This is a genomic window from Streptomyces durhamensis, assembly GCF_000725475.1.
In the GTDB taxonomy this organism is placed as follows: domain Bacteria; phylum Actinomycetota; class Actinomycetes; order Streptomycetales; family Streptomycetaceae; genus Streptomyces; species Streptomyces filipinensis.
This window is the reverse complement of record NZ_JNXR01000024.1, coordinates 88,611-109,678: the sequence shown is the minus strand read 5'-3', so window position 1 is coordinate 109,678 and position 21,068 is coordinate 88,611. Positions and strand designations below refer to the sequence as shown.

Sequence of the window (21,068 nt, the reverse complement as noted above, 5' to 3'; positions counted from 1 at the left end):
GCAGGTTCTTCCGCAGCTCGAACGCCGTGACCTCGCTGCGGTACCCGGTCACCCCACCTCTGCCCCGCCAAGAGGTGACCCCGGTAGATCTCTGAGCCGGTCGGCGAGGATCACCGCCACGTCGTCCGCCAAGTCGCCGTCCGTGTGGCGGGTCAACGCCTGGTGCAGCCGCTCCAGGAACACCGGTGGGCCGGGGCCGACGCCCATCGCCTCCATGGCCTCCGGCAGAGCGAAGAATTCGCCGACGCGGTTACGGGCCTCGATCACACCGTCGGTGTACAGCAGCAGACGGTCGCCGGGCGTGAACGCATAGGTCTCAGGCTTCTCGGGGAGGTCCGTGACGAGGTCTTCGAGGCCGAGAGGCGGCGACGGCACGCTCGGCGCCAGCGGTACGGCCCTGCCCTGGTGCAGCAGCAGCGGTGGGGGATGCCCACGGTTGACCAGCTGGACCACGGGCTGGTCCGGCACCTGTGCGATGAGCGCCGTGGTGAACCCTTCCGTCAGAACCTCAGGACCATACGCACCCGGCACCGCCACTTCCCGTCGCAACGCAGCCGCGCAGCGGTTCATGACCTCCACCAGGTCCTCCTCGTAGTGCACGGCCTCCCGGAACGCGCCCAGCGCCACCGCGACGGCTCGCACGGCGACCAGTCCCTTGCCCCGGACGTCACCGACGATCATCCGGACGCCGTACCGCGTCTGCACGGCCTCGTACAGATCACCGCCCACCCGTGCCCCCGTCCCGGCCGCAAGGCACAGGCTGGCGGCCCGCAGGGGGCCCAGGCGCGCGGGCACGGGCCGCAACACGACGTCCTGGGCCGCCACGGCGATGCTGCGGACCTGGTCGAGCTCTCTTCGCCTCCGCTCCTGCATCGCACGGCTGGTGAGGAAACCAGCCACGGAGACCGAGGCCAGAGCCAGGAAGTTGCTGTAGACCTGCAGACTGCCCCATGCCCCGTTGTACGTGGCGGTGATCACGCTGATCGCCAGCGCGAGGGCCGCCGCCGCGGTGGTGCCCTTGGGCCCCAACGTCACCGCCGCCAGCGCCGGGACCGCGGTGAGGAAGGGGCCGGTGTAGATGAAGTGCGCAGGGGTGAGCTCGATGACCAGCACAGCCAGCGCGATCAGGAAGGGCACACACTGCATCAGCGTGAAGAGGATCCGGTTATGACCGCCTGCTCCTGGCCACGAGGGCGGGTGCAAGGGCGCCTTCATGCACCAAGCCTGCCTCGCTGAAGGCCCAGGCTCCACCCGGACGGCCGCCGGGTGCGGACCGGAGACCGGCCCGGAGCCTGCGAGACGCCGTGGGGCCGACGGTCCGCGACCGCCGGCCCCACGGAATCGATTCGGAGGGGAGCTGCTCGGACCAGCCCCTACAGCACCGGCAGGTTCTTCCGCAGCTCGAAGGCCGTGACCTCGCTGCGGTACTCCTCCCACTCCTGGCGCTTGTTGCGCAGGAAGAAGTCGAAGACGTGCTCGCCGAGGGTGTCGGCGACCAGGTCGCTGCTCTCCATGAGGGTCAGGGCCTCGCCGAGGTTCTGCGGCAGGGGCTCGATGCCCATCGCGCGGCGCTCGGCGTTGGACAGCGCCCAGACGTCGTCCTCGGCGCCCGGCGGCAGTTCGTAGCCCTCCTCGATGCCCTTCAGGCCGGCGGCCAGCAGGAGGGCGTAGGCCAGGTAGGGGTTCGCGCCCGAGTCGAGGGAACGCACCTCCACCCTCGCGGAGCCGGTCTTGCCGGGCTTGTACATCGGGACGCGGACCAGGGCGCTGCGGTTGTTGTGGCCCCAGCAGATGTACGAGGGAGCCTCGCCGCCGGCGCCGGCCGTACGCTCGGAGCCGCCCCAGATGCGCTTGTAGGAGTTCACCCACTGGTTGGTGACCGCCGAGATCTCCGCCGCGTGCTTCAGCAGGCCCGCGATGAAGGAGCGGCCGACCTTGGAGAGCTGGTACTCGGCGCCCGACTCGTAGAACGCATTGCGGTCACCCTCGAAGAGTGAGAGGTGCGTGTGCATGCCACTGCCGGGGTGCTCGGAGAAAGGCTTCGGCATGAAGGTCGCCTGGACGCCCTGTTCCAGCGCGACCTGCTTCATGACCAGGCGGAACGTCATGATGTTGTCGGCCGTGGAGAGGGCGTCGGCGTAGCGCAGGTCGATCTCCTGCTGGCCGGGGGCGCCCTCGTGGTGGGAGAACTCCACCGAGATGCCCATGGACTCCAGCATGGTGATCGCCTGGCGGCGGAAGTCCATGCCGACGTTGGTCGGGGTGTGGTCGAAGTAGCCCGAGTTGTCTGCCGGGGTGGGGCGGGAGCCGTCGAGCGGGCGGTCCTTCAGCAGGAAGAACTCGATCTCCGGGTGGGTGTAGAAGGTGAAGCCCAGGTCGGAGGTGCGTGCCAGGGCACGCTTGAGGACGTACCGCGGGTCGGCGAAGGACGGGGAGCCGTCCGGCATGAGGATGTCGCAGAACATGCGGGCGGTGCCGGGGGTCTCCGCGCGCCACGGCAGGACCTGGAAGGTGGAGGGGTCCGGCTTGGCGATCATGTCGGACTCGTAGACCCGGGCGAAGCCCTCGATGGCGGAGCCGTCGAAGCCGATGCCCTCGTCGAAGGCCTGCTCCAGTTCGGCGGGGGCCACGGCGACGGACTTGAGGAAGCCCAGCACGTCCGTGAACCACAGCCGTACGAACCGGATGTCACGCTCCTCCAGTGTCCGGAGCACGAACTCCTGCTGCTTGTCCATCTTCCGCTACCCCATCCTTGCTGGTCAGGCCGCCTGTCCCCCATCCCGTGGGAGGCGGTCGGGCACCTGAGCATCCCACCACAACAGCATTTCATGCGCGTTGCGGACCTTGATCGCCCGAGCGTCCCGGGTCTGAACGCCTCGCGTACGGCAGGTGTACTGCTGTGTGGCCCATCTTGCCTGCTCGGACCGGCATCCGTCAGGGCCGGACCGATCCCCGACGTGAGGGACGCCACGCCCCTTTAATTTGCATCTCAGATGCAAGTTTTCATAGCGTCCTGATCAGCCGAGTCGTGAGGAGTCCCGATGCTGTCCGAGCAGTCCGCAGCCACCGTCCGCGCCACCCTTCCCGCCGTCGGCGCGGCCATCGGCGAGATCACCGAGCGCTTCTACGCCCGCCTGTTCGCCTCCCACCCCGTACTGCTGCGGGACCTGTTCAACCGCGGGAACCAGGCCTCCGGCGCCCAGAAGCAGGCCCTCGCCGGATCGATCACCGCCTTCGCCACGCACCTGCTGGAGCACCCGGACACCCGGCCCGACGCGATGCTCGGCCGCATCGCCCACAAGCACGCCTCGCTCGGCGTGGCACCCGAGCAGTACCAGGTCGTGCACGAGCACCTCTTCGGCGCCATCGCCGAGGTGCTCGGCGAGACCGTCACACCCGAGGTGGCCGCCGCCTGGACCGAGGTCTACTGGCTGATGGCCAACGCGCTCGTCGCGATCGAGAAGCGGCTGTACGAGGAGAGCGGCACCCGGGACCGGCGGCCGTGGGAGGTCGTGGAACGCGTCGAGGAGACGGCGGACGTCGTCACCTTCCGGCTGCGCCCGGCCGACGGCGGCCCGGTGCGCGACGTCCGCGCCGGCCAGTACGTCTCCGTCCAGGTGGTGCTGGCCGACGGCGCGCGTCAGATACGGCAGTACAGCCTGTCCGGGGGGCCGAGCGAGAGCGTGCGCCAGTTCAGCGTCAAGCGCGTGACCGGCGGCGCCGCCGCCCCCGACGGCGAGGTGTCGAACCATCTGCACGCGCACGTGCGGGTGGGCGACGTCCTGGAGCTGTCCGAGCCGTACGGCGACCTCGTCCTGGACGCCGACGCCGGCACCCCCCTGCTGCTCGCCTCCGCGGGCATCGGCGTGACCCCGATGATCGCGATGCTGGCCGACCTCGCCGCCGCCGGCCACCAGGGAGCGGTCACCGTCGTCCACGGCGACCGCTCCCCCACCGACCACGCCCTGCGCGCCGACCACGAGACGTACGCCGGCAAGCTCGCGGACGCGTCCGTGCACTTCTTCTACGAGCGGGACGCGGAGCAGGGCACCCGCACCGGCCTGGTCGACCTCGCCGGCATCACCGTGCCGGCCGGCACGCGCGCGTACCTGTGCGGGCCGCTGCCGTTCATGCGCGCGGTCCGCGCCCAGCTGGTCGAGCGAGGCGTGGCCCCGGCCGACATCCACTACGAGGTGTTCGGCCCGGACCTGTGGCTGGCCCAGGGCTGAGCCCCCAGGGCCCGGCGGTCCAGGGACAGCCGGTTCGGGGCGCTGAAGCCCACGCCCGACATGCCGAGGTGCCGGACGGCCTCGCCGTGCGGGCCGAAGACCAGGCGGCGCACCACCGAGTAGATGCCGTCGGCGCCGACGACCAGGTCGTAGGTGTCCGGGGCGGCGCGTTCGAAGCCGACCCGGACCCCGTCGGCGTCCTGCTCGACCGCGTTGATCGAGTCGTCGAAGACGTAGCGCACCGCGGCGGCCGTGCGCGCGCAGGATGCGGGTCAACTCCCGCTTGGCTACTTCCAGTTCACCGGCGAAGACCTCGGCGGGCAGCTCGCCCGTGCGGTTGCCGTCGGCGTCCAGCAGGTCGGTGCCGGTCATCCCGGTGGCGTGCCCGCACACCTCCTCCAGGATCCCCAGGTCCGCCAGCACCTCGAAGACCGCGCCCCGGAAGTCGACGGCGTAGCCGCTGTCCCGCAGGGCCGGGGCGCGCTCGACCACGGTCACCTCGTGCCCGGCGCGGTGCAGGAGGAAGGCGAGCGCGGGACCGGCCACGCTCGCGCCTGAGATGAGGGCCTTCATGACGTACCCCGTCGTGGTCCTGAAGTCGGCCTCCAGCCTTCACCAGGCCCGCCCGACGATCAACGGCGTTTCCGGCCGGTGGCCTCGTCCGTCCCGGGCCCGGAAGCCGCCCGGCGACCGCCGCGTCAGCCGGGCCCCGGCCCCCGGGAGATGCCCAGCAGCAGGGAAGCCGTGGGGTCGGAGACGATGTCGGCGACCGTGACGGGGTCCAGAGCGGCGAAGAAGGCCTCCTGGGCCCGGCGCAGGGCGCCGCGCAGGCGGCAGCCGGAGTTCAGGGGGCAGGGGGTCGGGCCCTCGCAGTCGACCACGTCGCCGTCGCCCTCGAAGGTGCGCACCACCGCGCCCACTGAGGCCGTACGGCTCTTCGCGGTGAGGCTCAGACCGCCGCCCCGGCCGCGCCGCGCGTCGACGAGGCCCAGGTGCTGGAGTTCGGCGACGACCTTCGCGGTGTGCGTGTAGGGCACATTCATGTCCGCCGCGACCTGGCGGGTGGTGGGCGTGGCGTCGGCGGCGACGGCCAGTCGCATCAGGACGCGCAGGGCCAGGTCGGTGGAGCGCAGGAGCCGCATACCACGAGCGTAGGTAATGCGCATCCGTGGTTCAAATTATCCCGCCGTCCCACCGGCGTCCCGCCCGCCCTACGGAAGTTTGCCGTGCCCTCCCTACGGAAGCCGGCCCTTCCCGATTACGATCAGCGGGCCCGCCCCTTCCCGATGCCGTCCCTTTCCCCCGAAGGACACCTCATGGGTTCCGCCAAGAACAGCACCGCGGCGCGCAAGGCGCGCATAGAGGAGATGCGCCGCGCCGAGCGCGTCCGCGAGCGCCGCAACCGTGTGCTCGCCGTCGCCGCGAGCGTGGTGGTCGTCGCCGGTCTCGTGGTCGGCGGTGTGATCCTCGTGAACTCCCGGTCGGACGACAAGGAGAACACCGCGAGCGACGCCAAGGGCTCCGGCAGCCCGAAGAGTTCCGCCAGTTCCCAGGGCTCCGGCGACTCCAAGAGCTCTGGCGACTCCGGGCACTGGGTCACCGGCGCCGGGGGCGTGCAGACCTGGAGCGGCAAGCTGTCGCGGATCCATGTGACGACGAAGGTGACGTACCCGATGCACCCGCCGGTCGGCGGCAACCACAACCCGGTCTGGGCGGACTGCAACGGCGACGTCTACACCGCGCAGGTGCCGGACGAGAACGCCGTGCACGCGCTGGAGCACGGCGCGGTCTGGGTGACGTACACGAGCGAGGCGAAGAAGGCCGACGTCGACGCGCTCGCGGCGAAGGTGAAGAGGACGCCGTACTCGCTGATGAGCCCGTACCAGAACCAGGCGGCGCCGCTGATCCTGTCGGCGTGGGGCCACCAGGTGACGGTGAAGAGCGCGACCGACCCGGAAGTGGACAAGTTCTTCGCCACGTACGTCCAGGGGCAGCAGACGCCCGAGCCGGGAGCCCCCTGCACCGGCGGGATCATGAAGTGAGGCGGCGGTACGTCGGCTGGATCGCCGGGGCCGCGGCGGCGGCACTCTTCGCGTCCGGCGCCATCACCTACGCGGTCGCCGAGGACTCCGGCGGCCCGGCCCCGAGGACACCGGGTCCGGAGTCGGCGGACGCCGGGTTCGCGCGGGACATGGCCGTCCATCACCAGCAGGCCGTCGAGATGTCGTACATCGTCCGGGACCGCACCAAGGACGAGGACGTGCGCAGGCTCGCCTACGACATCGCACAGACGCAGGCCAACCAGCGCGGCATGCTGCTCGGCTGGCTGGACCTGTGGGGGCTGCCGAAGGTGTCGGCCGAGCCGCCGATGACCTGGATGGGCATGGGCGGCATGGCTTCCGGCAAGGACGGCGCGCTGATGCCGGGCATGGCGACGAACACGGATCTCAGGAAGCTCCAGTCACTCAGCGGCAAGCAGGCCGAGATCCTCTACCTGCAGCTCATGACGGCCCACCACAAGGGCGGGATCCACATGGCCGAGGGGTGCGTGACCAAGTGCACCGTCGGCGTGGAGAAACGGCTCGCGCAGGGCATGGTCGACGCGCAGCAGTCGGAGCTTCAGGTGATGGCCCACATGCTCAAGGAACGGGGCACCGGGCCGCGTTCGTGAACCGGTTCGCGCAGGGCGACTGTGAACAACGAATGTGAACAGCCGCCGGACGGTTCCGTTACGCAACCGTGAGGAATGAAAGGCGCAATTCGCCCTATCTGACGGGCACTTGAGCTTCTCTTGACCTTTACGTTCCCCTGGCATGAACGGTTCATCGACAGAGTGACCCCCATCATGTGATCCATTCGACCGGCCGAACCGCCGCGGGCCGGCGCGCGGACGCGTGACGTTCCGACCACTACATGCATGCGAACCGCATCGCAGGGGGTTCTATGAGATCCAACCGCGCCAAGCTGCGCGCCGTGAGCATGGCAGCGACACTGCCCATGGTCGCCGGCGCGCTGGCGCTGGGCATACCCGCGGCACACGCCGCGGACAGCCCCGCTCGTGACGTACTGAAGGGCACCAAGCCGCTCTGGGCCACGGCCAAGGCGGACAAGGGCGCGACCTCGAACAGCGCCCTGGTGAACGCCCGGGTCTACCTGGCCGGCAAGGACGCGGCGGGCCTCGCCGCCTACGCCAAGGCCGTGTCCGACCCCAGCTCGCCGCTGTACGGCAAGTACCTGAACGCCAAGAAGGCGCAGGCCCGCTTCGGGGCCACCAAGGCCCAGGTGGCCGCCGTCAAGTCCTGGCTGACCTCGGCCGGTCTGAAGGTCACCCAGGTCACCGCGCACTACGTCGCCGTCTCCGGTGACGTGGCCGCGGCCGAGAAGGCGTTCGGCACCCAGCTGCACAACTTCGCCAAGGGCTCGGCGACCTACCGCGCCCCGGCGCAGACGGCCTCCGTGCCGGACAGCCTGAAGGGCGCCGTCCTGACCGTCACCGGTCTGGACAACGCCCCGCACAAGTCCAACCACGACGACCAGCTGCCGCCGCCGGACGCCGTGTTCAAGAACTCGGGCCCGTTCTCGTCGTACTACGGCTCGAACATCGCGACCACGCTCCCGGACGCGTACGGCGGCAAGATCCCGTACGCCATCAAGGGCTACACCGGCAAGCAGCTGCGTTCCGCCTACGGCGCGGGCAGCTACACCGGCAAGGGTGTCCGGATCGCCATCACGGACGCCTACGCCTCGCCGACCATCGCCTTCGACGCGGGCAGCTACGCGCAGAAGCACGGTGACGCGGCCTGGAAGACCGGTCAGCTGCACCAGGTGCTGCCGAAGAACTACACCAAGACCAAGGAGTGCGGCGCCGCCGGCTGGTACGGCGAGGAGACCCTCGACGTCGAGGCCGTGCACGCGGTCGCCCCGTCCGCCGACGTCACCTACGTCGGTGCGGCCTCCTGCTACGACGCCGACCTGCTCGACTCGCTCAGCAAGGTCGTCGACAACCACCTGGCCGACATCGTCTCCAACTCCTGGGGCGACATCGAGGCCAACCAGACGCCGGACCTCGCGGCCGCCTACGACCAGGTGTTCCAGCTGGGCGCGGTGCAGGGCATCGGCTTCTACTTCTCCTCCGGTGACGACGGCGACCAGGCCGCGAAGTCCGGTACGAAGCAGGTCGACACCCCGGCCAACTCCGCCTGGGTGACCGCGGTCGGCGGTACCTCGCTGGCCGTCGGCAAGGACAACTCGTACCAGTGGGAGACCGGCTGGGGCACCGAGAAGGCGACCCTGTCGGCGGACGGCAAGAGCTGGACGAACTTCCCCGGCGCGTTCACCTCGGGCGCGGGCGGCGGCACCAGCAAGACCGTGCCGCAGCCGTACTACCAGAAGGGCATCGTCCCGCAGGCGCTGGCCACGGCCAACAACGCCGCCGGCAACCGCGTCGTCCCGGACATCGCGGCCATCGCCGACCCGAACACCGGCTTCCTGGTCGGCCAGACCCAGACCTTCCCGGACGGCTCGCAGCAGTACAGCGAGTACCGGATCGGCGGCACCTCGCTCGCCGCCCCGGTGATCGCGGCGGTCCAGGCCCTGGCCCAGGAGGCGCAGGGCGGCAAGGCGCTCGGCTTCGCCAACCCGGCGATCTACGCCAAGTACGGCAAGCAGGGCGTCTACCACGACGTCACGGACAAGCCGACCGGCACCGACCTCGCGGTGGTCCGGATCGACTTCGTCAACGGCCTCGACGCCTCCGGCGGCCTCGCGACCTCGGTCCGCAGCCTCGGCAAGGACAGCTCGCTGTCCGCGGTGAAGGGCTACGACGACGTGACGGGCGTGGGCTCGCCCGCGAACGGCTACGTCGCGTCGTACGCGAAGAAGCACTGACGCTCCGCTGAGCGGCAGGGGACCCGGGGTCATGAAGACCCCGGGTCCCTTTGCGTCACGCCGACCTCGACTTCACGGTCTGGTGCGAGTTGTGAAGCTGCCGTGGGCCGGGGCCCAGGGGGCAAAGACCCCCTGTCAGTGGTGCAGCGCCCCCGACTCGCCGGGAACGCGGGACGTGACGACCCGCCCCGCCGACGGAGTCGCCCGGCGTCGGTCCACGGCGTACGCCACGCCCGCCACGCCGAGTCCCAGCACCGCCAGCGCCGCTCCGGCGAGCGCGGGGGACGTCGTACCGAAGCCCGCCGCGAGGGCCAGGCCACCGATCCAGGCGCCGCCGGCGTTCGCCAGGTTGAAGGCCGCCTGGTTGGCGGAGGAGGCCAGGGACGGGGCCGCGGCGGCCTTCTCCATGACCATCAGCTGGAGCGGGGAGCCGGTGACGAAGGCCGCCATGCCCAGCAGGGCCACCGCCAGGGCCGCGCTCCACTCCGCCCGCATCAGCACCGGGAAGAGCAGCAGGACGAGTCCCAGCGAGGCCAGGCCGCCGAACAGCGTCCCGCGCAGCGCATGGTCCGCCAGCCGGCCGCCCAGCAGGTTGCCCGCCGTCGCGCCCACGCCGAACAGCGCGAGCAGCAGCGTCACGTTCGACTCGGCGTAGCCCGCCGCGTCCGTCAGCATCGGGGTGACGTAGCTGTAGGCCGCGAAGAGCGCGCCGAAGCCCGCCACCGTCGTACCGAGCGCCAGCCAGACCGGCAGGGACCGCAGCGCGGCCAGTTCGCCGCGCAGGCCGGCCGACGCGGCGGCGTGCGCCCGGTCGCGCGGGATCAGCAGGGCCAGCGACGCGATCGCCGCCAGGCCGATCAGGCTCACCCCCAGGAAGGTCGCACGCCAGCCGAGGTGCTGGCCGACCAGTGTCGCCACCGGCACACCCGCGATGTTGGCCACGGTCAGGCCGAGGAACATCAGGGAGACCGAGCGGGCCTTGCGCTCCGGCGGGACCATCCCCGTGGCGACGACCGCGCCCACGCCGAAGAAGGCGCCGTGCGGCAGGCCGCTGAGGAAGCGGGCGGCGAGCAGGGAGCCGTTGCCGGGGGCGAACGCCGACAGGGCGTTGCCCGCGACGAACAGCGCCATCAGGGCGATGAGGACCGTGCGGCGGGACATCCGGGCCGTCACGGCGGCCAGTAGCGGGGCGCCGATGACGACACCCAGCGCGTAGGCCGAGACCAGGTGCCCAGCGGCGGGGATCGAGAGGTGCAGGTCGTCCGCGACGTCGGGGAGCAGCCCCATCATCACGAACTCGGTCGTGCCTATACCGAAAGCGCCGACGGCCAGGGCGAGCAGGGCCAGGGGCATGAAGGGCCTGTGCCTTTCAACGTAAGAGAGCGGAGTTCCGTGTCAGCTTATGTTCAGCATCGGAACAAAGCCTCTCTGGCCCGTATTCTCCAGGGTTACGAGGACGTGTCCAGCTTCACACGGGCGGCCACCGGCAGGTGGTCGCTGCCGGTGCGCGGCAGCGTCCAGGAACTCTCGGGCTCCGCGCCCCGGACCATGATCTGGTCGATCCGCGCCATGGGGAACGACGCCGGCCAGCTGAACCCGAAGCCGCTGCCCGCCGCGCCCTGCGTGGAGCGCATCTGGGAGGTGACGGCGTTGAGCGAACGGTCGTTCATCGTGCCGTTCAGGTCGCCGAGCAGGACGACCCGCTTCAGGGGCTCGGCGGCGATGGCCTCGCCGAGCGCGTCGGCGCTCTTGTCCCGCTGCCGGGCGGTGAAGCCGGCCTCCACCTTCACCCGCACCGAGGGCATGTGGGCGACGTACACGGCGACCGGTCCCTCGGGGGTGGCGACCGTGGCCCGCATGGCCCGCTTCCAGCCGAGCTTGATGTCGACGGCCTGCGCGTCGGTCATCGGGTACCTGCTCCACAGGCCGACCGTGCCGACGACCGCGTGGTACCTGTACGTCGGCGCGAGCGCCCTCTCGTAGACGGCCACGGCCGTGCCGGGGATCTCCTCCAGGGCCAGGACGTCGGCGCCGGAGGAGGCGACGTCACGGGCGGTCGCGGCGGGGTCCGGGTTGTCGGCGTTGACGTTGTGGGTCGCCACCATCAGGTCGCCGCCCGAACCCGACTTGTCGCTGAGCAGCCCGCCGAAGAGGTTCAGCCACACGATCGCCGGGAGCAGTACGGCGACGAGCGCCGTCGCCGACTTCCGCAGGATGCCGAGGAGCAGCAGGACCGGGATGGCGAAGCCCAGCCAGGGCAGAAACGTCTCGGTCAGGCTGCCGAGGTTGCCCACCCGGTTCGGGATGCGCGAGTGCAGCAGCATCACCAGGGCCAGCAGCAGGGCCAGGACGGCCAGGACGATGCCCCGGCGCCAGATCCCCGGATCCCCGCGCCAGCCCGCGAGCAGGCGGTGCCACAGGCGCCGAAGCCGCGATCCCGGTCGCTCGGGCCCCGAGCCGCCGTCCGCCGTCTCCGTCATGTATGCCTGCTGCGCCATACCGTCTGCCTCACTGCCTGCCGTGCACACCGTCGTTCCCCCGTGCTCTTCCGACCCTAGGGGATGATCGGCTCCGTTCCCGCCGTCCCATGACGGCCGTACGGAAGACGAGGACGAACGAGCCGGGGCGGGGAGTTCCGCCTACCCCCGGGACACGTGAGGTCTGTGACGAAATGCGCACATGAGTGCTACGAGGCTGTCGACCTGACGGGCCGTAGGCCCTGCAGGACCGTGTCGACGATCTGCTCGGCCAGGCCCTCGGGCAGCTCGGCGTCCGGGCGCAGCACGGCCCGGGTGAGCATGGGGCCGACGAGCATGTCGTTGGCCAGTTCCAGGTCGACATCGGTGCGCAGTTCGCCGTCGCGCTGCCCGCGGCGCAGCACTTCCAGGCCGAGGGCGCGCCGCGGCGCCACGACGTTCGCGTGGTACGCGGCCCAGATCCTGGGGCTGCTCTTCATCTGGGCGTGGGCGTTGTGCAGCATCGCCGACGTCCGGCTGGCCAGGCCGCGCTGGCGCAGGTTCTCCAGCAGGACGACGAGGTCGTCACGCATGCAGACGCCGGGGAGTTCGGGGTCGGCGGGCTCGACGGCCCGCACGACGTCGATGAACAGCTCCTCCTTGCCGCTCCAGCGGCGGTAGATGGTGGCCTTGCCGACCCCGGCGGTGCGGGCGATGCGCTCGATGGAGAGTTCGGCGAGGGACACGCCGTCCTCCAGGAGCTTCATCACGCCCTCGATGATGGCGCGTTCCACGGCCTCGCTGCGGGGCCTGCCCCGTACGGGGCCGTCCGGGCGCGGCCGGCTTTCGGCAAGGCTCACGTCGATCCGTCCTCTCACTGTGCTGCGGGAATTGTCCCGCAGCCGCCTCCTTCCCCCGTGGAGCCGTGGTCCGCGTCAGTCCGCGGCCGCGACCAATTCCGTTTCCTTCTCGCCCCCTTGCGCGGCGGGCGGCCTGCCCGGCAGGAACAGGGCCGTCACCACGGCGCCGATCAGCGCGACGCCCACTCCGCACAGTGCGGTGACGTGCATGGCGTGCAGGAACGCGTCGTCGGCGGGCGTGACCAGGGCCTTGCCCCGCGGGCCCAGCTTGTCGGCGATGCCCAGGGTGGCCTCGATGGACTCGGCGGCCTTGTCGCGCAGGGCGGGTGGCAGCACGCCGAGCTTGCCCTCGATGCCGTTGCGGTACGACGTGGCCAGCACCGAGCCGAGGACGGCGATGCCGAGCGCGCCGCCGACCTGGCGGAAGGTGTTGCTGAGCGCCGAGGCGGAGCCGGCCTTCTCGCGCGGCAGCGCCTGCATGATGACGACCGAGGTCGGCGTCATGATGTGCGCCATGCCGGTGCCCATGAGGAAGAAGACGACCTCCAGCAGCCAGATCGGCGTGTCGGCCTCGAAGGTGGCGAACATGGCCAGCGTCGCCGCGATCAGCACCAGGCCGGCGGTGGTGGTGGCCTTGTTGCCGAACCGGTCGACCAGCAGCCGGGCGCGCGGCGCGAAGATCAGCTGGGCGGCGGCGAGCGGCAGCATCAGCACACCGGACTCCAGCGGGGAGTAGCCGCGCACGCTCTGGGTGTAGAAGACGCCGAAGAACGTGACGCCCATCAGCGCGAAGAAGACCAGCGCGATGGCGCTCATGGCGGCCGAGAAGACCTTGTTCTTGAAGTAGGTCACGTCGAGCGACGGGTGGTCGCTGCGCTTCTCGAAGACGACGAAACCGGCCAGCACGACGAGACCGGCGATGATCGTCGCCAGCACCTTCGGGTCGGTGAAGTCGGCGAGTTCGCCGCCCTTGATGATGCCGTAGACCAGCAGGACGAGGCCCACGACGGACAGGACCACGCCGACCGGGTCCAGGCGGCCCGGCCGGGGGTCGCGGGAGTCGGGCACCAGCCAGGTCATCAGGACCAGCGCGACGATCACGATCGGCACGTTGACGAAGAAGACCGAGCCCCACCAGAAGTGGTCGAGGAGGGCGCCGCCGGTGATCGGCCCGATGGCGATGGCGAGGCCGACGCCGCCGGCCCAGATGCCGATGGCCTTGGGCTGCTCCTCGCGCTCGAAGACGTTCATCAGGACGGCGAGGGTGGCCGGCATGACGAAGGCGGCGCCGAGGGCCATCAGGGCCCGGTAGGCGATCAGCTGGGCCGGCGAGCCGGACTCGGCGGCCAGCATCGAGCCGATGCCGAACACGGCGATGCCGCCGAGCAGCACCTTCTTGCGGCCGAGGCGGTCACCGATGAGGCCGGCGGTGAACAGCAGGCCGGCGAAGACGAGGGTGTAGGCGTTGATCGCCCACTCGATCTGGCCCTGGGTGGCACCGAGGCCGGTCGGCGCGGGGCTGGAGATGGTCTTGATGGCGACGTTCAGGATCGAGTTGTCGAGCACCACGATGAGCAGGCTCAGCATCAGCACGCCGAGGATCGCCCAGCGGCGCCGGTGCACCGCTTCGGGTATCCGGGAGGCAGGGACAGGACTTGTCATGTGTTCGACCCTACGGCCATTTCGATACGGAACGGTCTCGTATCTTACTTCTTTACCAAGGCCTTACACACCGGCCCTGTACGGCCCGCCTCCGGCCGTGGGCGGGGATCACAAGGGGCCCCTCTGGTCCTGGCTGGCACGAGGTGCCACCATGGAGACGATCCGGGGACGCCGTAAGGGCGCCTCGAGATGACTGAAGGAGCCGTTGCCATGACGCAGCTTTCGGCTGCCCAGAACAAGCCTTCCGACGGCAGCAAGGCGCTGTACGGGGGGAAGGGCACCCGCCGCATCACCGTCCGCGACATCACGCTCGCCAAGGAGCGGGGCGAGAAGTGGCCCATGCTCACCGCCTACGACGCGATGACCGCGTCCGTCTTCGACGAGGCCGGGATCCCGGTGATCCTGGTCGGCGACTCGGCGGGCAACTGCCACCTCGGGTACGAGTCGACCGTGCCCGTCACCCTCGACGAGATGACGATGCTGTCGGCGGCCGTGGTCCGCGGCACCCAGCGCGCCCTGATCGTCGGCGACCTCCCCTTCGGCTCCTACCAGGAGGGTCCGGTGCAGGCGCTGCGCTCGGCGACCCGGCTGGTGAAGGACGCCGGGGTCGGCGCGGTCAAGCTGGAGGGCGGCGAGCGCTCGCACGAGCAGATCCGGCTGCTGGTGGAGTCCGGCATCCCGGTCATGGCCCACATCGGGCTGACCCCGCAGTCCGTCAACGCGATGGGCTACCGCGTCCAGGGGCGCGGCGAGGAGGCGGCGCAGCAGCTGCTGCGCGACGCGAAGGCGGTCCAGGACGCGGGAGCGTTCGCGGTCGTCCTGGAGCTGGTGCCGGCGGAGCTGGCCGCCGAGGTGACGCGGGTGCTGCACATTCCGACGGTGGGGATCGGCGCCGGTCCGGAGACCGACGCACAGGTGCTGGTCTGGACCGACATGCTGGGGCTGACCTCCGGCCGGGTCCCGAAGTTCGTCAAGAAGTACGCCGCCCTGCGTGAGGTCATGGGCGACGCGGTGAAGTCGTTCGCCGAGGAGGTCGTCTCCGGGGCGTTCCCGCTGGAGGAGCACTCCGTCCACTGAGCCACTGCGGCAACACCCCGGCAGCCCCGCTGATCGTCCCCCGTCAGCGGGGCTGCCGCTTTTTCGCGCCTGAGCCGGCGCCGCTCTCGTGGAGTTCGTGCTCGCCGTCGTGGTTCCTCGATCGATGGTCGCGGTGATCGTCGGGAAGTTGTCGGTGGCTGTCGGCGGGCTGTCGGTGGTTTGTCGGTGGGCGCTGGCACCGTCTTCCCCATGAAGCGAATCGATGACACCCCCGTCGGCGCAAGCCACGCGGTGACGGTACGGGGACTGGTCAAGCACTACGGCGAGACCAAGGCGCTGGACGGTGTGGACCTGGACGTGCGCGAGGGCACCGTGATGGGCGTGCTCGGTCCGAACGGCGCCGGCAAGACCACCCTCGTGCGGATCCTGTCCACCCTGATCACCCCGGACGCGGGCCGGGCCACCGTGGCCGGCTACGACGTCGTACGGCAGCCCAGGCAACTGCGCCGGGTCATAGGGCTCACCGGGCAGTACGCCTCCGTCGACGAGAAGCTGCCCGGCTGGGAGAACCTGTACATGATCGGCCGGCTGCTGGACCTGTCCCGCAAGGACGCCCGCGCCCGCGCCGACGAGCTGCTGGAGCGGTTCTCGCTGACGGAGGCGGCCAAGCGGCCGGCGAGCACGTACTCCGGCGGTATGCGACGGCGGCTGGACCTCGCCGCCTCCATGATCGGCCGGCCCGCCGTGCTGTACCTCGACGAGCCGACCACCGGGCTCGACCCGCGTACCCGCAACGAGGTGTGGGACGAGGTCAAGGCGATGGTCGGCGACGGTGTCACCGTGCTGCTGACCACCCAGTACATGGAGGAGGCCGAGCAGCTGGCCTCCGAGCTGACCGTGGTGGACCGCGGGAAGGTCATCGCCACCGGCGGCATCGAGGAGCTGAAGGCCCGCGTCGGCGGGCGCACCCTCCGCGTCCGCCCGGTCGACCCGCTGCAGCTGCGCCCGCTCGCCGACATGCTGGACGAGCTGGGCATCACCGGGCTCGCGGCGACCACCGTGGACCCCGAGACCGGCACGCTGCTGGTGCCGATCCTCAGCGACGAGCAGCTGACGGCCGTGGTCGGCGCGGTCACCGCGCGCGGCATCACGATCTCCTCCATCACCACCGAACTGCCCAGCCTGGACGAGGTGTTCCTGTCCCTCACCGGCCATCGCGCCGGTGCCCCGCAGGACGCCACGCCCGCCGACGCCCGCCAGGAGGTCGCCGTATGAGCGCCACCACCGCCACCGCCACCGCCGCCACCGACGTCCGCATCCCGCTGCGCGGGCACCTGCGGCACACCGGCGCGCTCATCCGCCGCAATCTGCTCTGGATCCGCCAGGACCCGGAGTCGATGTTCGACGCGCTGTTCATGCCGATCGTCTTCACGCTGCTGTTCGTGTACGTCTTCGGCGGCTCGATCGGCCAGGCGCTGGGCGGCGGCCAGGACCGCTATGTGCAGTACGTCATCCCCGGCATGATCGCGATGATGAGCATGACCCTGTCGCAGGGGGTCGGCACCGGCTTCAGCCAGGACTTCAACAGCGGCGTCATGGACCGGTTCCGCACGCTGCCGATCGGGCGCGGGTCCGTGCTGTTCGCGAAGATCGCCGTCGAGCTGGCGCGCATGCTGTTCGCCACGGCCGTGCTGATGGTCGTCGCCGTCCTGGTCGGGTTCCACATCCACCACTGGGCGGGGCTGTTCGCGACCGTGGGCCTGTCCGCGCTGTTCGCCTCCTCGATCATGTGGGTGTTCCTCACCCTCGGCGTGATGCTGAAGAACGCGCAGTCCGTGCAGGGCGTGGGCTTCCTGGTGCTCTTCCCGCTGCAGTTCGGCTCGTCCATCTTCGCCCCGCCCACGTCGATGCCGGGCTGGCTGCGGCACTTCACCGACTACAACCCGCTGTCGACGCTCGCGGACGCGGCCCGTGGCCTCATGAACGGCGGTCCGGTCGCCCACGACCTGTGGATGACGGTGGGCTGGTCGGTGGCGCTCACCGCGGTGATGGCACCGATCGCCATCCACAAGTTCCGTACCAAGAGCTGAGCCGTGGCTCAGACCAGGGCGGTGGCCTCCGCGAGGGAGAGGCCACCGCCCTCGGCGTACGCGGTCCGGAAGACGGGCTCGTCCAGGACCTGACGGATCCGGTCCTCGGTCAGGTCGTGGCACCGCCGCTCGACGCCGGAGAGGATGTGGCCGGCCGGCAGCAGGGCGTCGGCGGCGCCCAGGCAGCGGGCGGCGTCGACGGCGCGGCTGCCGCCCTCGACTCCGGCGAGGGCCATCGCCGCGGTGTTGAGGCAGACGGAGTCCAGGTGCGGGGCGATGGTCTGGGACAGCGGATCGCGGGCGAGGCGCATCGCCCGCCGGCACCGGTCGAGCGCGGCCTCGGCCTGCCCGTCGAGAGCGTCCAGCCAGGCCTCCTGGCAGAGGATCATGGCGTCGAAGACGACGAAGTGCGCGATCTGGAACTCCTCGCGCAGCAGGCGCAGTTGCTCCCGCGCCTCGGCGACGCGACCGGTCAGGCCCAGCCAGCAGCCGAGGAAGAGCCGGGCGGCGGGCATCGCCTCGTTGAGGGAGCCCTCCTGGCTGGCGACGACGTCCCGGAGCAGTTGCTCGCCCGCCTCCGCCTCGCCCGCCTGCATGAGCACGCTGCCGAGGCGGGCGCGGAGGACGGCCGTCTGACCGCGGGCGCCGAGGTGTTCTGCGTGTTCGATGGCAGCCCGGTAGTCCTCGGCGGCCTCGCGGTAGACGCCCTGGCGTTCATGGGCCTCGCCCCGGGCGGACAGCGCCTCCGCGATGCCCCAGGTGTCCCCGAGGCGGCGGAAGATCTCCAGCGACTCCTCGGCGTCGCGGGAGGCGTCGCCGGCCCATTCGGCACGGTTGGCACGGAGGTTGGCGCGCATCTGCAGCGTCATGGCCAGTTCCCACTCGAACCCGGGGGTGTCGCGGCAGGTCCGCACACAGGCGTCGATGACGGCCCACATCCGGTCGGGGCCGCCGGTCAGCATGACGGCGAAGAACCAGAACAGGCCGGGCACCCGGCAGGTCTGCGGCAGCCCGGGCTCGTAGGCCTGCGCGATGGCGCGCAGCTTGGCCTGCGCCTCGGGCGCCTGCCACGTGTCCAGGTCGTGGTCCATGCAGGAGAGATGGGCGAGGTGGACACCGCGCCGCGCCTCGGCGAGGACCTCGCCGGTGTACGGGGGCGGGGCGTCGGTGCAGCGCTGCCACAGCGGCCGGGCGGTCCGTACGGGCGCGGTGAAGGGGTCGGGGCCGAGCGCCATGACCTCCTCGCACCAGGTGCGGGTCTCGATACGCTGGTCCCGCATCTGCCAGAAGACCACCAGGGACAGCACCAGGCACAGCGCCTCCTGCTCGTCGCCCGCGGCGACGGCGTGCCGCAGGGCGGTGCGCAGGTTCTCGTACTCCAGCTGGAACCGGTCGACGGCGGTGCGCTGTGCGCGGCCGCGCAGCAACGCGTCGGTGGTGCGGGCGAGTTCGCGGTAGTACGTCAGGTGGGCGCGCTCGGCGTCGGCGCGGCGGCCGGTCTCGTCCAGCCGTTCGCCGGCGTACTCGGCGACGGTCTCCAGGAGCCGGTAGCGCATCCCGCCGCCGGCCGCCCCGCCGGGCAGAGGGGCGGCCACCACCAGGGACTTGTCGACCAGGGAGCCGAGGGCGTCCAGGGCGACGGGGCCGCACACGGCCTCGGCGGCGGCCAGGTCGCAGCCGCCGGCGAAGACGGACAGCCGGGCGAGGACGTCCCGTTCGTCGGCGTCCAGCAGCTCCCAGGACCAGTCCACGACGGCCCGCAGGGTCTGCTGGCGGGGCAGCACGGTACGGCTGCCGGAGGTGAGCAGCCGGAAGCGGTCGTCGAGGCGGTCGGCTATCTGACGCGGGGTGAGCATCCGCAGCCGGGCCGCGGCGAGCTCGATCGCGAGGGGCAGTCCGTCGAGCCGGCGGCAGATCTCGGCGCCGGCCCCGGGATCGTCGGCGACGCGGAATCCGGGGCGGGCCGCGGCCCCCCGGTCGGCCAGCAGCCGCAGCGCGACCGGCTCGGGCAGCGGCTCCACCGGGCGCAGCACCTCCCCCGGCACACCGAGGGGCTCGCGGCTGGTGGCGAGGACGGTCAGCCCGGGGCAGCGGGCCAGCAGCCGCTCGGTGAGGCGGGCGGCGGACCCGACGACGTGCTCGCAGTTGTCGAGCACGATCAGCATCCGGCGCCGCGCGCAGTGCTCCACGAGCCGTTCGAGGGGGTCGTCGTGCCGGTCGGCGACCGCGCGCATGCTCTCCGCGCCGGCGCCGTGCAGCACGGTCTCACGGGCGCCGATCGCGGTGAGCACGGCCTGCGGTACGGCGTCGGGGTCGTCCACGGGGGCCAGCTCGGCCAGCCATACCCCGTCCGGCACGGTGTGCCGTACGGCCTCGGCGGCCTCCTGGGACAGCCGGGTCTTGCCGGCGCCGCCGGGCCCGAGCAGCGTGACCAGGCGGGCGGTGGCGAGATCGGCGCCGATGGCCTCGATGTCGGCTTCCCGGCCGACGAAGGAGGTGAGCCGGGCGGGGAGGTTGCCGGGCACCGGGCGCTCGGGCTCCGGCGCGGCCTCGGTGAGCAGCAGGTCGGCGTGCAGGGCGCGCAGTTCGGGGCCGGGGTCGGAGCCGAGCCGGTCCGCGAGCAGCCGCCGTACGTCCTCGTAGGCGGCCAGTGCCCGGGCGGGGCGGCCGGTGTCGCGCAGGGCGCGCAGCCGCAGCGCCTGCAGTGGTTCGTCCAGCGGGTGGTCGTCGCACAGGGCGGTGAGCTCGGGCAGGGACCGCTCGGCGTGCCCGAGGGCGAGGGCGGCGGTGTGCCGGGCGCGCACGGCGTCCAGGCGGCGGGTCTCCCAGCGGGCCGCCTCGGCGGTGTGGTCGGGCAGGTCGGCGAGCGCGGGGCCGCGCCACAGGGCGAGGGCGTCGTCCAGGACGGCGGCGGCCTTGGCCGGGTCGCCGTCGGCGAGGGCGGCGAGGCCGTCGCCGGTCAGCCGCTCGAAGCGGGTGAGATCGACGTCGTCGGGGGCCGCGGTGAGCCGGTAGCCGCCGTCGGCGGAGGCGACGGCGTCCGCGCCGAGGGCACGGCGCAGGCGGCCGACGAGCGCCTGGAGCGCACCGGCGGCGTCGGCGGGCGGCTCGGCGCCCCACACCTCGTCGACCAGTATGCCCACGGGCACCGCCCGCCCGGCCCTGAGCGCGAGCACGCCCAGCAGGGCACGCAGCCGCGCCCCGCCGACCGGGACGGCCGTACCGTCGGGGCGGAGTACCTGGGTGGTGCCGAGCAGGCGATAGCGCACGGGGTCCATTGTCTCCGGGGGCTCGGGCGGCGTCAGGGCAGGTCGTCGCACTCGTCGTCCTCGATGCCGTCCGCGAGGCACGGGGCCTGGAGGACGTGTGTGGTGTCCGGGGCGTCCAGGGTGACGAGGGCGCCGCAGGTGCGGCGGACCCGGCCGAGGCCGTCCACCGGGCCGCGCTCGACCTCCCCGAACCACTTCGGGCAGCTGTCGGCAGGCTCCAGCGTGACGGCTCCGGGCACCGGCTCCAGGCACCGTCCCGTGCCCCGCGGGACCAGCCCCTCCCCCGCCTCCATGGGCGCGGGCCTGGGGTCGGGCAGGTGGAAGCTGTACTCCTGGTGGACCAGGTCGACGGCGTGCACCCGGCCGGTGGTGGGGTGGTCGGGGCCGCCGTGGTTCTCCACCCATGCCTCGGCGCCGTGTCCGTAGCCCTCCCGGACACCTTCGGCGTCGTAGGCGACCAGCTTCCAGGCCACCTCGTCGCCCACCGCGAAGGGGGTGCCGCAGCACCCCATCTGCCAGTCCTCGTAGAACACCCTCATCCGTGGCATCCCCCCAGGTTTCCAGGAACCGGACGGCG

The 21,068-nt window shown here is 71.6% G+C and carries 17 protein-coding genes and 1 pseudogene; 7 read left to right on the top strand and 11 right to left on the bottom strand.

The window, feature by feature from the left end; translation table 11 throughout:
• Positions 1-48: 48 nt before the first annotated feature.
• On the bottom strand, positions 49-1,146 hold the full coding sequence (locus IO33_RS0131390) for a PP2C family protein-serine/threonine phosphatase (RefSeq protein WP_245235929.1): 1,098 nt from the start codon (positions 1,144-1,146) through the stop codon (positions 49-51).
• Positions 1,147-1,373: 227 nt separating this feature from the next.
• A complete protein-coding gene (gene glnA, locus IO33_RS0131385) occupies positions 1,374-2,735 on the bottom strand; it encodes a type I glutamate--ammonia ligase (protein WP_031171222.1) in 1,362 nt (453 codons plus the stop codon).
• Positions 2,736-3,041: 306 nt separating this feature from the next.
• Between glnA and IO33_RS0131380 the strand changes: the two genes are divergently transcribed.
• Positions 3,042-4,229, top strand: coding sequence for a globin domain-containing protein (locus IO33_RS0131380; protein WP_031171221.1), 1,188 nt, complete (start codon positions 3,042-3,044; stop codon positions 4,227-4,229).
• Here IO33_RS0131380 and IO33_RS51820 read toward each other — a convergent pair.
• From IO33_RS51820 to IO33_RS0131370, 3 genes and pseudogenes are all read right to left on the bottom strand, one after another.
• Positions 4,187-4,471, bottom strand: a complete 285-nt coding sequence (locus tag IO33_RS51820) for a hypothetical protein (protein ID WP_051927082.1) — start codon at positions 4,469-4,471, stop codon at positions 4,187-4,189. The two genes, IO33_RS0131380 and IO33_RS51820, sit on opposite strands and share 43 nt — an antisense overlap.
• A 43-nt stretch (positions 4,472-4,514) precedes the next feature.
• Positions 4,515-4,802 (bottom strand): annotated as a pseudogene (locus IO33_RS54210) (FAD-dependent monooxygenase); the annotation flags it as partial.
• A gap of 125 nt (positions 4,803-4,927) precedes the next feature.
• Positions 4,928-5,371 carry an RrF2 family transcriptional regulator gene (locus IO33_RS0131370; protein WP_031171219.1) on the bottom strand — a complete coding sequence of 148 codons (444 nt, stop codon included), beginning with the start codon at positions 5,369-5,371 and terminating at the stop codon, positions 4,928-4,930.
• Between the two features lie 174 nt (positions 5,372-5,545).
• Here IO33_RS0131370 and IO33_RS0131365 point away from each other — a divergent pair, with 174 nt between their 5' ends.
• The 3 genes from IO33_RS0131365 (at position 5,546) to IO33_RS0131355 (ending at position 9,116) form a co-directional block, all read left to right on the top strand.
• Positions 5,546-6,271 carry a thioredoxin-like domain-containing protein gene (locus IO33_RS0131365; RefSeq protein ID WP_031171217.1) on the top strand — a complete coding sequence of 242 codons (726 nt, stop codon included), beginning with the start codon at positions 5,546-5,548 and terminating at the stop codon, positions 6,269-6,271.
• Complete coding sequence (locus tag IO33_RS0131360; RefSeq protein WP_031171214.1) at positions 6,268-6,900, top strand: DUF305 domain-containing protein; 633 nt, start codon at positions 6,268-6,270, stop codon at positions 6,898-6,900. Before IO33_RS0131365 ends, IO33_RS0131360 begins: the two co-directional genes overlap by 4 nt.
• Before the next feature lie 272 nt (positions 6,901-7,172).
• Complete coding sequence (locus tag IO33_RS0131355) at positions 7,173-9,116, top strand: S53 family peptidase (protein WP_031171212.1); 1,944 nt, start codon at positions 7,173-7,175, stop codon at positions 9,114-9,116.
• Positions 9,117-9,251: 135 nt separating this feature from the next.
• Here IO33_RS0131355 and IO33_RS0131350 read toward each other — a convergent pair whose 3' ends face one another.
• The 4 genes from IO33_RS0131350 to IO33_RS0131335 form a co-directional block, all read right to left on the bottom strand.
• Entirely contained in the window at positions 9,252-10,469 is a 1,218-nt protein-coding gene (locus tag IO33_RS0131350; protein WP_031171210.1) for an MFS transporter, read from the bottom strand.
• A gap of 95 nt (positions 10,470-10,564) precedes the next feature.
• Positions 10,565-11,614, bottom strand: coding sequence for an endonuclease/exonuclease/phosphatase family protein (locus IO33_RS0131345; RefSeq protein ID WP_031171208.1), 1,050 nt, complete (start codon positions 11,612-11,614; stop codon positions 10,565-10,567).
• A gap of 188 nt (positions 11,615-11,802) precedes the next feature.
• Positions 11,803-12,432: a TetR/AcrR family transcriptional regulator gene (locus tag IO33_RS0131340; RefSeq protein WP_031171206.1), complete on the bottom strand. Its 630-nt coding sequence runs from the start codon at positions 12,430-12,432 to the stop codon at positions 11,803-11,805.
• Positions 12,433-12,507: 75 nt separating this feature from the next.
• Positions 12,508-14,094 carry an MFS transporter gene (locus IO33_RS0131335; protein ID WP_209438945.1) on the bottom strand — a complete coding sequence of 529 codons (1,587 nt, stop codon included), beginning with the start codon at positions 14,092-14,094 and terminating at the stop codon, positions 12,508-12,510.
• Between the two features lie 210 nt (positions 14,095-14,304).
• On the opposite strand from IO33_RS0131335, the gene panB reads away from it, so the two are divergent.
• The 3 genes from panB (at position 14,305) to IO33_RS0131320 (ending at position 17,222) form a co-directional block, all read left to right on the top strand.
• Complete coding sequence (panB, locus tag IO33_RS0131330; protein ID WP_031171201.1) at positions 14,305-15,171, top strand: 3-methyl-2-oxobutanoate hydroxymethyltransferase; 867 nt, start codon at positions 14,305-14,307, stop codon at positions 15,169-15,171.
• A gap of 210 nt (positions 15,172-15,381) precedes the next feature.
• Positions 15,382-16,407: an ATP-binding cassette domain-containing protein gene (locus IO33_RS0131325; protein WP_031171199.1), complete on the top strand. Its 1,026-nt coding sequence runs from the start codon at positions 15,382-15,384 to the stop codon at positions 16,405-16,407.
• Positions 16,404-17,222 (top strand): ABC transporter permease, encoded by an 819-nt coding sequence (locus tag IO33_RS0131320; protein ID WP_031171197.1) that lies wholly within the window; start codon positions 16,404-16,406, stop codon positions 17,220-17,222. Before IO33_RS0131325 ends, IO33_RS0131320 begins: the two co-directional genes overlap by 4 nt.
• A gap of 8 nt (positions 17,223-17,230) precedes the next feature.
• On the opposite strand, the gene IO33_RS0131315 is transcribed toward IO33_RS0131320, so the two are convergent.
• A complete protein-coding gene (locus IO33_RS0131315) occupies positions 17,231-20,500 on the bottom strand; it encodes an AfsR/SARP family transcriptional regulator (RefSeq protein ID WP_031171195.1) in 3,270 nt (1,089 codons plus the stop codon).
• 23 nt (positions 20,501-20,523) lie between these two features.
• Entirely contained in the window at positions 20,524-21,030 is a 507-nt protein-coding gene (locus IO33_RS0131310; protein WP_063765833.1) for a DUF6578 domain-containing protein, read from the bottom strand.
• Between the last annotated feature and the right edge of the window lie 38 nt (positions 21,031-21,068).